12 protein-coding genes are annotated in these 12,534 nt (G+C 74.4%); 7 read left to right on the top strand and 5 right to left on the bottom strand.

Features of this window, described 5'->3' with window-relative positions:
- Positions 1-103: 103 nt before the first annotated feature.
- The 5 genes from J2S46_RS13795 to htpX all read right to left on the bottom strand — a co-directional run bounded on the left by J2S46_RS13795 (position 104) and on the right by htpX (position 3,415).
- Positions 104-940: a DUF3097 domain-containing protein gene (locus tag J2S46_RS13795; protein ID WP_191289231.1), complete on the bottom strand. Its 837-nt coding sequence runs from the start codon at positions 938-940 to the stop codon at positions 104-106.
- A 57-nt stretch (positions 941-997) separates the two neighbouring features.
- On the bottom strand, positions 998-1,459 hold the full coding sequence (locus J2S46_RS13790) for a DUF2785 domain-containing protein (RefSeq protein WP_268255681.1): 462 nt from the start codon (positions 1,457-1,459) through the stop codon (positions 998-1,000).
- An 18-nt stretch (positions 1,460-1,477) separates the two neighbouring features.
- Entirely contained in the window at positions 1,478-1,792 is a 315-nt protein-coding gene (locus J2S46_RS13785) for a hypothetical protein (protein ID WP_229912507.1), read from the bottom strand.
- A gap of 53 nt (positions 1,793-1,845) precedes the next feature.
- A complete protein-coding gene (gene pspAB / locus J2S46_RS13780; RefSeq protein WP_191289230.1) occupies positions 1,846-2,430 on the bottom strand; it encodes a PspA-associated protein PspAB in 585 nt (194 codons plus the stop codon).
- Between the two features lie 64 nt (positions 2,431-2,494).
- On the bottom strand, positions 2,495-3,415 hold the full coding sequence (gene htpX / locus J2S46_RS13775) for a zinc metalloprotease HtpX (RefSeq protein WP_191289229.1): 921 nt from the start codon (positions 3,413-3,415) through the stop codon (positions 2,495-2,497).
- A 253-nt stretch (positions 3,416-3,668) separates the two neighbouring features.
- Here htpX and hrcA point away from each other — a divergent pair, with 253 nt between their 5' ends.
- The 7 genes from hrcA (at position 3,669) to J2S46_RS13740 (ending at position 12,495) form a co-directional block, all read left to right on the top strand.
- Positions 3,669-4,760 (top strand): heat-inducible transcriptional repressor HrcA, encoded by a 1,092-nt coding sequence (gene hrcA, locus J2S46_RS13770; RefSeq protein WP_191289228.1) that lies wholly within the window; start codon positions 3,669-3,671, stop codon positions 4,758-4,760.
- Positions 4,761-4,833: 73 nt separating this feature from the next.
- Positions 4,834-5,973, top strand: coding sequence for a molecular chaperone DnaJ (dnaJ, locus tag J2S46_RS13765; protein ID WP_073927634.1), 1,140 nt, complete (start codon positions 4,834-4,836; stop codon positions 5,971-5,973).
- Between the two features lie 258 nt (positions 5,974-6,231).
- The gene (locus J2S46_RS13760) at positions 6,232-6,981 is read left to right on the top strand and encodes a 16S rRNA (uracil(1498)-N(3))-methyltransferase (RefSeq protein WP_191289227.1); all 750 of its coding nucleotides are present in this window, start codon (positions 6,232-6,234) and stop codon (positions 6,979-6,981) included.
- A gap of 207 nt (positions 6,982-7,188) precedes the next feature.
- Positions 7,189-10,443, top strand: coding sequence for a S41 family peptidase (locus J2S46_RS13755; RefSeq protein WP_191289226.1), 3,255 nt, complete (start codon positions 7,189-7,191; stop codon positions 10,441-10,443).
- Positions 10,444-10,544: 101 nt separating this feature from the next.
- On the top strand, positions 10,545-11,171 hold the full coding sequence (locus tag J2S46_RS13750) for an RDD family protein (protein ID WP_191289225.1): 627 nt from the start codon (positions 10,545-10,547) through the stop codon (positions 11,169-11,171).
- A 42-nt stretch (positions 11,172-11,213) separates the two neighbouring features.
- A complete protein-coding gene (locus J2S46_RS13745) occupies positions 11,214-11,573 on the top strand; it encodes a histidine triad nucleotide-binding protein (RefSeq protein ID WP_191289224.1) in 360 nt (119 codons plus the stop codon).
- Between the two features lie 4 nt (positions 11,574-11,577).
- Positions 11,578-12,495 carry a ribonuclease Z gene (locus J2S46_RS13740; RefSeq protein ID WP_191289223.1) on the top strand — a complete coding sequence of 306 codons (918 nt, stop codon included), beginning with the start codon at positions 11,578-11,580 and terminating at the stop codon, positions 12,493-12,495.
- Positions 12,496-12,534: the final 39 nt, after the last annotated feature.

The following is a 12,534-nucleotide window of genomic DNA, read 5'->3' as shown; positions in this document are numbered from 1 at the left end:
ATCACCGCTCCGAGCGGACCAGCAGGTTCGGCGACCCCGTTCGCCGGCCGTGCTCGGGGTGACGCCCGACACGGTGGAGTACCGGACCCACGCCCGAGGGCGCTCAGTCCTCCGTGAGCGTCACGAAGTCGATCAGTTCCTCGACCCGGCCCAGCAGGGCCGGGTCGAGGTCCCGGTAGGAGTTCACCGAGGCGAGGATCCGCTTCCAGGCGGCGGGGGTGTCCACCGGCCAGCCGAGCCGGCGGCAGACGCCCTCCTTCCAGGACTCCCCGCGCGGCACCTGCGGCCAGCCGGGGATGCCGACGCTGGCGGGCTTCACGGCCTCCCAGACGTCGATGTACGGGTGGCCGACGACGAGCACCGAGGAGCCGGTGACCTGGCCGGCGATCCGGTGCTCCTTGGTGCCCGGCAGCAGGTGGTCGACCAGCACGCCCAGGCGCCGGCCCGGGCCGGGGGAGAACTCGGCCACGATCGCGGGCAGGTCGTCGATGCCCTCCAGGTACTCCACCACCACGCCCTCGATCCGCAGGTCGTCGCCCCAGACCCGTTCGACCAGCTCGGCGTCGTGCCGGCCCTCCACGTAGATCCGCGACTCGCGGGCGACCCGGGCCCGGGCCCCGGGCACGGCCACCGAGCCGGAGGCCGTCCGGCCCGGCCCTTTCGCCGGCGCGGGTGCCGCGCCGGCCGGCCGGACCAGGGTGACCACCCGGCCCTCCAGCAGGAAGCCGCGCGCGCCCATCGGGAACACCCGGTGCTTGCCGAAGCGGTCCTCCAGGGTGACCGTCAGCCCCTCCGCCGTCTTCTCGCACCGCACCACCGCCCCGCAGAAGCCGGTGGCCGCCTCCTCCACCACGAGGCCCCGCTCGGCGGGCACCTCCGGGGCGGGCTGCTGCCGCTTCCACGGCGGGGTCAGGTCCGGGCCGTAACTCCTGCTGCGCATCCTCGGACTATACGAAACCCTCCGTCACCCCACCGCCGGGCACGCGCACCCGGCGCCTCACCCGAGGAACGGCGCGACCACCGACAGCACCTCGGCGAGCCGCGCGAGCAGCGCCGTACGGTGCGTCAGCGGTACGGCTTCGCCGACGCCTTGGGGGCCGGGTCGCACACCGCGGTCGGCCAGCAGATAGAGCATCCGCAGGGTGCGCATGGTGTTGGAGGCGTACGCGGGGACGGGGCCGGGCGTGCCGGCCGCGAAGTCGGCGGCGACGGCGTCCAGCCAGCCGAGCGACTCCTCCCAGGTCAGTTCGGGACGGGTCAGGACGAGGGCCGGCGCCCGGGCGAGCCGGTCGTCCTCCTGCGCGTCCCACACGTGGGTGGCGGGGGCCAACAGGCGGGCCGCGCCGAGGTCGAGCAGCGGCGCCGGTGCGACCTGCGGGCAGCGTCCGAGGGCTCCCAGCAGGTCGGCGCCGTGGGCCACCGCGTGCAGCCGGCCGAGCTGCGGGTGGTGGCCGCGCAGGTCCGTCTCGGCGGGGTATCAGTCGGCGAACGCCGTGACCCGGCCGGCCCGGTGGTCGCCGTTCCTGACGAGCGCGGCGAGGACCGGCGCGGCGAAGCTTCGGGTCTGGATCTCTGGGTCGGACAGTCGCGCCGCCATCGTGTCGCCCAGGTCGCGTCGCAGCTCCCGGTCGAGCCCGGGGATCCAGCGGGCCAGCAGGGTGTACGCCTGGTCGTCGCGGAGCACCGGGTCGGGCGAGCGCAGCGCCTCGGTGAGTTCGGCGACCAGTCCGGCCGGGGAGCGGTCGGCGGGCCGGGCCGAACCGTGGTCGATGATCTGCTGCCAGTCGGTCATGACCGGCAACGGTAGGGCCCGGACGGCGCCCGTACCAGGGATTCCGGGCCGGCTCAGAGCCCCGGCGCGCCCCAGACCGGGAACCAGCGGGAGAGGTCGGACTCGACCCGCAGGTCGTTGCCGAGCATCGCCTTGATCTGGAGTTCCAGCGGGCTGTTGCGCTTCTCGCCGCCGCCGGGCACGGGCGCGAAGGGGAAGAAGGTGCCGCGCTTGTACAGGTAGACCAGGGCCAGCGACTGCCCGGCGTCGTTGCGGAAGCCCACCAGGGAGCAGAGCAGTTGCGGGCCGAAGCCGTTCGCCTCCAGCTCGCTGTTGACCGCGTGCAGGTCGTTGACCAGCTCCGGCAGCTCCTCGGGGGTGTGCCGGGCCAGCAGCCAGGAGTAGCCGTAGCCGTCCTGGCTCGCCTCCACCGGGACGCCGCCGCGGCCGGTGTCGGCGTCCAGCAGTTCGCGCACCTGCCGCTCCACCTCGCCGAAGGCGCCGCCCTCGACGGCCGCGAAGCAGACCGAGCCGAGCCCGGTGGGCCGGAACCCGGCGGCGGCCTCCAGGGTCAGCGCCGCCGACGGCACGCCGAAGAGCTGGTCGAGGTCGGGCCGGACGGGCTTGCTGCGGCCGAACAGGGTGTCCAGGAATCCCATCGGGCTCCTCCACGGTCGATCGGGCGAGGGATCGGGCCTTACGGGATCCGCTGTTCCCGGGCGGTCAGCGGTTGAGGTCGGTCGAGATCCGCGCGAGCTGCTCCAGCCGCTTCTCCAGCGACGGGTGGGTGGACAGCAGCTGGCCGGCCGCCTCCCGGGCGCTGAGCGCGGGGGCGAAGTAGAAGGCGTTGTACGGCTGCGCCTGGCGCAGGTCCCTGGTGGGGATCGCGGCGATCTGGCCGGTCACCTTGGTCAGGGCGGAGGCCAGCGCGCTGGGGCGCCCGGTCAGCTGGGCGGCGGCCCGGTCGGCGGCCAGCTCGCGGTAGCGGGACAGCAGCCGGGTCAGCAGGAAGCTGATCACGTACACCACCATCGAGACCAGCGGGATGATCAGCATCGCGATGGCGGCGTTCTGGTCGTTGCTGTTGCGGTTGCCGCCCATCAGCCCGCTGTACATGGCCATCCGGGTCATCGCGCCGGCCAGCACGCCGAGGAACCCCGCGACGGTCATGACGGCGACGTCCCGGTGGGCGACGTGCGAGAGCTCGTGGGCGAGGACGCCCTCCAGCTCCTCCGGCTCCAGCCGGCGCAGCAGGCCGGTGGTGACGCAGACCACGGACTTCTCGGGTTTGCGGCCGGTGGCGAAGGCGTTCGGCATGTCGTTCCGGGAGACCGCCACCCTGGGCTTGGGCATGTCGGCGAGTGCGCAGAGCCGGTCAATGGTTCCGTGCAGCTGGGGGTACTGCTCGGGGGTGACCTCGTGGGCGCCCATCGCCCGTTCGGTGATCTTGTCGCTGAACCAGAACTGGGCGACGAACAGCCCGCCCGAGATCAGCACGATGATCGGCCAGGCCCCGCGCAGCAGCACGATGAGCACACCGGTGAAGCCCACGTACAGGAGGCCGATCACGAACATCGTGGCGACCATCCGGCCGGTCAGTCCACGGTCGGGCGCGAAACGGGTGTGCTGCCCTGAGGTCGACATCGCTGCTCCTCGCATTCGCCGGTTGACTTCGATGCTGCCACCTGGCGGGGCGGGCGGCATCACCCCGCGCGGGGCGGTGCGTGCAGGATCACCACCGACGGGCCGTTCCTGCCGTCGGGCCCGGGCCTTACACTGGCAGGTACGGTTCTGGCACTCGACTGTCCTGAGTGCCAGGCGGCCCACAGCGGGTGATCCACCGGGTGACCCAGACCGAGTCATAACGGACAACGTGCGAAGACGGAGGTGCGTGCCCATGGCCAACGACCGCAGGGCGGACGACCGCAAGTCCGACACCAGGCACCTCGACGGCAGGCAGCTCGACGTGCGTCCGCTGGACGACCGCAAGCTCGCGGTGCTGCGCGCGATCGTCCAGGACTACGTCGGCACCGAGGAGCCGGTGGGCTCCAAGGCCCTGGTCGAGCGGCACAGTCTCGGGGTCTCCCCGGCGACCGTGCGCAACGACATGGCGGCCCTGGAGGAGGACGGCTACATCCAGCAGCCGCACACCAGCGCCGGCCGCATCCCCACCGACAAGGGCTACCGGCTCTTCGTCGACCGCCTCGCCGAGGTGAAGCCGATGACCGCGCCCGAGCGGCGCGCGATCCGGCACTTCCTGGACGGCGCGGTCGACCTGGACGACGTGGTCGCCCGGACGGTGCGGCTGCTCGCGCAGCTGACCCGGCAGGTCGCCGTCGTGCAGTACCCCTCGCTCTCCCGCTCGACCGTGCGGCACATCGAGCTGGTCGCCCTCGCGCCGGCCAAGGTGATGCTCGTCCTGATCACCAACACCGGCCGGGTCGAGCAGCGGATGGTCGACTGTCCCGGCACGGTCGGCGAGACCGTCCTGGCGGACCTGCGGGCCCGGATCAACGCCCGCGCCGTCGGGCAGCGGCTGCCGGACGTCCCCGAGCTCCTGGAAGGCCTGCCGGCCGCCTTCGAGGCGACCGACCGCCCGACCGTCACCACCGTGCTGGCGACCCTCTTCGAGGCGCTCGCCGAGCAGAACGAGGAGCGGATCATGCTGGCCGGCACGGCCAACCTGACCCGCTTCGGGCACGACTTCCCGCTCACCATCCAGCCGGTGCTGGAGGCGCTGGAGGAGCAGGTCGTCCTGCTCCGCCTGCTGGGTGAGACCGGCGACGCCGGGATGATGGTCCGGATCGGCCGGGAGAACGCGTACGAAGGGCTCAATTCCACCTCGGTCGTCTCGGTCGGTTACGGTTCGGGCGACGAGAGTGTGGCGAAGCTGGGCGTGATCGGTCCGACCCGGATGGACTACCCGGGCACAATGGGGGCGGTGCGAGCGGTGGCACGGTACGTGGGTCAGATCCTGGCCGAGTCGTAGAACAGCGCCGTTGGACCTCCAACGGTGACAACCAGTCGCAGCACTTCTAGAGGCGGAACAAGCGGAGCATTTGGTGGCCACGGACTACTACGCGGTACTCGGCGTCCGACGGGATGCGGGGCAGGACGAGATCAAGAAGGCGTTCCGGCGCCTTGCCCGTGAACTGCACCCGGACGTCAACCCGGACCCGAAGACGCAGGAGCGGTTCAAGGAGATCAACGCCGCCTACGAGGTGCTCTCCGACCCGGCCAAGCGCCAGGTCTACGACCTCGGCGGCGACCCCCTCTCCCCGAACGGCGGCGGCGCGGGCGGATTCGGCGCGGGCGCGGCCGGATTCGGCTTCTCCGACATCATGGACGCGTTCTTCGGCGCCGCCTCCGGCCAGCGCGGGCCCCGCTCGCGGACCCGGCGCGGCCAGGACGCGATGATCCGGCTGGAGATCACCCTGGAGGAGGCCGCCTTCGGCACCACCAAGGAACTCCAGGTCGACACCGCCGTGACCTGCACCACCTGCTCCGGCGAGGGGGCGGCCCCCGGCACCTCCGCGCAGACCTGTGACATGTGCCGCGGCAAGGGCGAGGTCTCCCAGGTCACCCGGTCCTTCCTGGGCCAGGTCATGACCTCCCGCCCCTGCCCGCAGTGCCAGGGCTTCGGCACCGTCGTGCCCACCCCCTGCCCCGAGTGCGCGGGCGACGGACGGGTCCGCGCCCGCCGCACGCTCACCGTCAAGATCCCGGCCGGGGTCGACAACGGCACCCGGATCCAGCTGGCCGGCGAGGGCGAGGTCGGCCCCGGCGGCGGCCCGGCCGGCGACCTGTACGTCGAGATCGCCGAGACCGCCCACCCGACCTTCCAGCGGCGCGGGGACGACCTGCACTGCACGGTCACCATCCCGATGACGGCGGCCTCGCTCGGCACCCAGGTGCCGCTGCAGACCCTGGACGGGCTGGAGGAGGTCGACATCCGGCCCGGCACCCAGTCCGGCCAGTCGATCCCGCTGCACGGGCGGGGCATCACCCATCTCCGCGGCGGCGGCCGGGGCGACTTGATAGTGCATGTCGAGGTGCAGACGCCCACCAAGCTCGACCCCGAGCAGGAGGAGCTGCTGCGCCGGCTGGCTCTGCTGCGCGGCGAGGAGCGCCCCTCGGGCACCTTCGCCCCCGGGCAGCAGGGGCTGTTCTCGCGGCTGAAGGACGCCTTCAACGGCCGCTGAGCCGCCGAGCCCCGGGCGCAAGCGCGGCAGCGGCCCGTGACCCCGTACGACGGGGGCGCGGGCCGCTGTCACCCCCGCGCGGGCCCGTCGGAGCGCGCCGCGGGACGCCTCGCGCGCGGGGGCGGCGACGTGCGCTCCCCGGCGTACGCGTCAGCGCCCCCGTAGGCCCGCGCGCCCGAGCAGCCCCCGCGGCCCCGACCCGCACACCTGAGCACCAGCACCAGCACCAGCACCGCCAGCCCCCGGAGGCAGACCCCGATGACCGCACCCGTGTTCGTCACCGACTCCGCGCGGCTCGAAGGCGCCGCCGCCGGCACGCTGGTCCGCCTGGACGGCCCCGAGGGCCGGCACGCCGCCGCCGTGAAGCGACTGGAGCCCGGCGAGGCGGTCACCCTCGCGGACGGGCTCGGCCTGGGCGTGGACGGCACCGTCGCGGCCGTGCACGGCAAGGACGCGATCGACGTCACGGTCCTCGCGGTGCGCCGCGAGCCCGGTCCGTCCCCGCGGATCGTCGTCGTGCAGGCCCTGCCCAAGGGCGACCGGGGCGAACTCGCGGTCGAGACCATGACCGAGGTCGGCGTCGACGTGGTGATCCCGTGGCCGGCCTCCCGGTGCATCACCCAGTGGAAGGGCGACCGCGGGGCGAAGGCGCTCGCCAAGTGGCGGGCCACCGCGCGGGAGGCGGGCAAGCAGTCCCGCCGGTTGCGGTTCCCCGAGGTCCGCGACCCGATGACGACCCGCCAGCTGGCGCCGCTGCTGGCCGGGGCCGCGTTCGCCGCCGTGCTGCACGAGGACGGCGCCCAGCCGCTCGCCGCCGCCGCGCTGCCGCCCGCCGGTGACCTGGTGCTGATCGTCGGCCCCGAGGGCGGGGTCTCCCCGGAGGAGCTGGCGGCCTTCGCCGAGGCCGGCGCGGGGCCGTACCGGCTGGGCCCGTCCGTGCTGCGCACCTCGACGGCCGGGGTGGCGGCCGGCGCCCTGCTGCTCGGGCGGACCGGGCGCTGGTCCTGACCGGGCACCGAGCCTGACCGGGCACCGGGTGCCGCACCGTCTGCCGTCTGCCGCCGGTCCGCCCGGCGACCGGCCGGGTGCGAACGGCCGCCCCACGGCCGGGCCCGCGGCCGGCCCGTCCCGGGCCCCGCGGCGGGGGGCGCCCACCCGGGTTCGCTGTCGAAGAAAACGCTTCGCACTGTGCGTGCACATGCATAAAGTGACGCCGTGACCGAACCCCACAGCACCCTCGCGGGCGCGTACCTGCGCCACCCCCACCTGCACGGTGACCTGATCACCTTCGTCGCCGAGAACGACATCTGGCTGGCCCCGCTCGACGGCGGCCGGGCCTGGCGGCTGACCGCCGATCAGGTCCCGGTCTCGCACCCCAGATTCTCCCCGGACGGCCGGCACATCGCCTGGGCGTCCACCCGCGACGGCGCGCCCGAGATCCACCTGGCGCCGGTCGAGGGCGGCCCGGCCCGCCGGCTGACGTACTGGGGCAGCGGCCAGACCAGGATGCGCGGCTGGACGGCGGACGGCCGCCCGATCGCCACCACCACGGCCGGCCAGGCGACCCTGCGGCGCAGCTGGGCGTTCGCCGTCCCGCTGGACGGCGGCGAGCCCGCCCGGCTGCCGTACGGTCCGGTCGGCGGCCTGGCGCAGGAGCCCGGGGCCACGGGGGAGTCCCCGGCCGGGGGCGGGGGGCGGGTGCTGCTGCTGTCCGCCTGGAGCCGCGAGCCAGCGCACTGGAAGCGCTACCGCGGCGGCACGGTCGGCAAGCTGTGGATCGGCACCGAGGAGTTCACCCGGGTGCACGCCGGGCTGGGCGGCAACATCGAGTCCCCGCTCTGGGTCGGCGGCCGGATCGCCTTCCTCTCCGACCACGAGGGCGTCGGCCGGCTGTACTCCAGCCTCCCGGACGGCAGCGACCTGCGCGTCCACACCACCGCGGACGACGGCTTCTACGCCCGCAACGCCAGCACCGACGGCGCCCGGGTGGTCTGGCACAGCGCGGGCGACCTCTGGATCCTGGACGACCTGGACGGCGCCGAGCCGCGCCGGCTCGACATCCGGCTGGCCGGCCCCGCGACCGGCCGCCGGCCGCGCCCGGTCGGCGCCGCGCACTGGCTGTCGGGCGTCGCCCCGGACCGCACCGGCCGGGCCAGCGCCGTGGTGGTGCGCGGCAGCGTGCACTGGCTGACGCACCGTGAGGGACCGGCCCGGGTGCTGGACGAGACGCCGGGCGTCCGCGCCAGGCTGGCCCGGGTGGTCCCGGGCGAGGACGGCGCCCAGGGCGTGGTCTGGGTGACCGACGCGGAGGGCGACGACGCCGTCGAGTACGCCCCGGCGGTGCTCGGCGCGGAGCGGCGCCGACTGGCCGCCGGGCAACTCGGCCGGGTGCTCGGCCTGGTCGTCTCGCCGGACGGCAAGCAGCTGGCGGTGGCCTCCCACGACGGCCGGGTGCTGCTGGTGACCCTCGCCGACGGCACCGTGCACGAGCTGGCCCGGAGCACCGACGGCGAGGTCAACGGGCTGGTCTTCAGCCCCGACTCGGCCTGGCTGGCCTGGTCGCAGCCCGCGCTCGGACCGTGGTCGCTGCGCCAGATCGTGCTCGCCAACCTGGCCACCCGCTCGGTCGGCGAGGCCACCCCGCAGCGGTTCGTCGACACCTCGCCGGCCTTCACCGCGGACGGCAAGCACCTCGCGTTCCTGTCGGTGCGCAACTTCGACCCGGTGTACGACGCGCACGTCTTCGACCTGTCGTTCCCCAACGGCTGCCGCCCGTACCTGATCACGCTGGCCGCCGACACGCCGTCCCCGTTCGGCCCGCAGCGCGCCGGCCGTCCGTTCGGCGGCGAGGACGACGAGGCCAAGGGCAAGAAGGCGGACGCCGAGGACGGCTCCGACACGACTCCCGTCACCCGGGTCGACCTGGACGGCATCGCGGACCGGATCATCCCCTTCCCGGTCGAGGGCGGCCGGTTCGGCAGCCTGCGCGCGGTCAAGGACGGCGTGCTCTGGACCAGGCTGCCGCTGGTCGGCGAACTGGGCGACGAGGCGGCCTCGCTGGAGGACGAGCGGCCGCGCCCGGTGCTGGAGCGCTTCGACTTCAAGAAGCTGCGCGCCGAGGAGCTGGTCACCGGGCTGGACTCGTTCTCCGTGACCGGGGACGGCAGCCGGCTGGCGGTGCTGGACGAGGGGCAGCTGCGGATCGTCCCGGCCGACCACAAGGCCGCGGGGGAGGACGACGAGACCGACGTGGACCTCTCCCGGCTGCGGGTCACCGTCGACCCGGCGGCCGAGTGGCGGCAGATGTTCGACGAGAACGGCCGCATCATGCGTGACAACTTCTGGCGCGCGGACATGGGCGGTTTCGACTGGGCCGGTGCGCTGGCCCGGTACCGGCCGCTGGTGGAGCGGCTCGGCTCGCACGACGACCTGGTCGACCTGCTCTGGGAGGTCCAGGGCGAGCTGGGCACCTCGCACGCCTACGTGACCCCGCACGGCACCGGCACCGAGGCCGCCCGCCGGCAGGGCCTGCTCGGCGCGGACCTGGTCAAGGACGGCGAGGTCTGGCGGATCGAGCGGATCCTGCCCGGCGAGTCCTCCGACCCGCGGGCCCGCTCGCCGCTGGCCGCGCCCGGCGCCGCCGTGCGCCCGGGTGACGCCGTGCTGGCCGTCAACGGCCGCCCGGTGGACCCGGTCACCGGCCCGGCGCCGCTGCTGGCGGGCACGGCCGGCCAGCCGGTCGAGCTGACCGTGGCGGGCAAGGACGGCACCGACCAGCGGCACCCGGTGGTGGTGCCGCTGGCGGACGAGGAGGCGCTGCGCTACCACGACTGGGTGGCCGGGCGCCGGGCCGCCGTCCGGGAGCTGTCCGGCGGCCGGCTGGGCTACCTGCACGTCCCGGACATGGTCAGTGCCGGCTGGGCTCAGCTGCACCGCGACCTGCGGGTCGAGATGGCCAAGGAGGGCGTGGTGGTGGACCTGCGGGAGAACCGCGGCGGCCACACCTCGCAGCTGGTGATCGAGAAGCTCAACCGGAAGATCATCGGCTGGGACCGCGCGCGGGACGTCGCGGGCGCCGACCCGTACCCGGGCGACGCCCCCCGCGGGCCGGTGGTGGCGCTGGCCAACGAGTTCTCCGGCTCGGACGGCGACATCGTCAACGCCGCGATCCAGGCGCTCAAGATCGGCCCGGTGGTCGGCACCCGCACCTGGGGCGGGGTGATCGGCATCGACAGCAAGTACAGCCTGGTCGACGGCACCGGGGTGACCCAGCCCAAGTACGCCTTCTGGCTGGAGGGTTACGGCTGGGGCGTGGAGAACCACGGGGTCGACCCGGACGTCGAGGTGCCGATCGCCCCGCACCAGTACGCGGCCGGCGAGGACCCGCAGCTCGCCGAGGGCGTCCGGCTGGCCCTGGCCGCCCTGGCGGAGAACCCGGCGAAGACGCCGCCGCCGGTGCCGGGGCTGTAGCCGGGCCGGTGGTCCGCCGGGCGGGAGCAGGCCTCCCGCCCGGCGGTGGCCGGTTAGGATGCGTGGCTGATCCATGATCACCGCGCAACGGGGGCAGCGAGATGGCACAGGCACACCCGCAGGGTTCGTACGGCCAGGATCCGTACCGGCAGCCGCCGGCCGGCCCGTACGGGCAGCCGGCGCAGCCGTACGCCCAGCAGCCGTACCCGGCGCAGCCGTACGCCCAGTACCCCCAGCCCCCCTACCCCCAGCCCCCCTACCCCCAGGCCCGGTACCCCCAACCCGGTCACGGCCCGCAGCTCCCGCCGGCGCCGGCGGAGGCGGGGGACGGCCGCCGGATGCTGGCCGCCCTGCTCGACGGGGTCTTCGCCCTGGTGGCCGGGTTCGCGGCGGCCAAGAACTCCTCGCAGCACGGCGGTTCGGCGGGCGCCTACTTCGGGCTGCTGCTCGCGGTGGCGGTGGGCTTCTCCTTCGTCAACCACGTGGTCCTCGCCCGGCTGCTCGGCTTCAGCCTGGGCAAGGGAGCGCTGGCCGTGCGGGTGATCCGGTACAAGGACGTCAGCCGGCCCGGCACCTGGCGGCTGACCAGGCGCTGGCTGCTCGGCTTCGTGCTGATCCCGATCGGCCTGATGGTCGAGGAACTGGAGCCGGCGGAGGCCTGCGGCGTCCGGGTCGTGCGCCGCAAGCACCTGGCCGCCCGGGAGCAGCGGGCCGGGCGGCTCGGCTAGCATGCGGCCGTAGCCCCGACCCGATTCCGCGAGGAGACACCGATGTCCGGCGAGCCGCAGTCCGACTGCCTGTTCTGCAAGATCGTGGCGGGGGAGATCCCGGCGACGGTGGTCCGGCAGAACGAGCGCACCGTCGCGTTCCGGGACATCAGCCCGCAGGCCCCGACCCACATCCTGGTGATCCCCAAGGCGCACTACCCGAACGCGGCCGCGCTCGCCGCCGCCGAACCCGCGCTGGCCGCCGAACTGCTGGTCGAGGCGGGCGAGGTGGCGGCGGACGAGAAGATCGACCGGGCCGGCTACCGGCTGATCTTCAACACCGGTGCCGGCGCCGGGCAGACCGTCTTCCACGCGCACGTCCACGTGCTCGGCGGCACGCCGCTGCGTGAGGGCCTGGTCTGACACCGTGTCGCAACGCGAACTCGTCGTCCTGGGCACCGCCAGCCAGGTGCCCACCCGGCACCGCAACCACAACGGCTACCTGCTCCGCTGGGACGGCGAGGGCCTGCTCTTCGACCCCGGCGAGGGCACCCAGCGGCAGATGCTGCACGCCGGGGTCTCCGCCACCCAGATCACCCGGATCGGCGTCACGCACTTCCACGGCGACCACTGCCTGGGCCTGGCCGGGGTGATCCAGCGGATCAACCTGGACCGGGTGCCGCACCCGGTGGACGTCTACTTCCCGGCCTCCGGCGAGGTCTTCTTCCACCGGCTGCGGCACGCCACGGCCTTCCACGAGACGGCCGTGCTGCGCCCGCACCCGGTGGAGGAGGCGGGCCCGCTGCCCGTCCCCGGGGCCCGGTTCACGCTGGACGCCGTCCGCCTGTCGCACCCCGTGGAGTCCTTCGGCTACCGGCTGGCCGAGCCGGACGGCCGCCGGCTGGTGCCGGAGCGCCTCGCCGAGCTGGGCGTCTTCGGCCCGGCGGTGGGGCGGCTGCAGCACCAGGGCGCCGTCGAGGTGGACGGCCGGACGGTCACCCTGGACGAGGTCAGCGAGCCGCGGCCGGGTCAGCGGTTCGCCTTCGTGATGGACACCCGGCTCTGCGACGGCGTCGGCGAGCTGGCCGAGGGCGCCGACCTGCTGGTGATGGAGGCGACCTTCCTGGACGCCGACGCGCACCTGGCCCGCGAGCACGGCCACCTCACCGCCGGGCAGGCCGCCCAGGTGGCCGCGGAGGCGGGCGCCCGGACCCTGGTGCTCACCCACTTCTCCCAGCGCTACCCGGACCTCGGCGGCCACCTGGCCGAGGCCCGCCGGTACTTCGACGGGGAGATCGTGGTCGCCGAGGACCTCGCCCGGGTGCCCGTCCCGCCCCGGCGTTGACCGCGTCGGAATTTGGACGGCCTCGGTGCCCGGCCCGGA

Origin of the sequence: Kitasatospora herbaricolor (genome assembly GCF_030813695.1) — a bacterium.
Taxonomy (GTDB): Bacteria; Actinomycetota; Actinomycetes; order Streptomycetales; family Streptomycetaceae; genus Kitasatospora; species Kitasatospora herbaricolor.
Note: the sequence above shows the minus strand (reverse complement) of the source record. Positions and strands in the feature narration are given on the sequence as shown.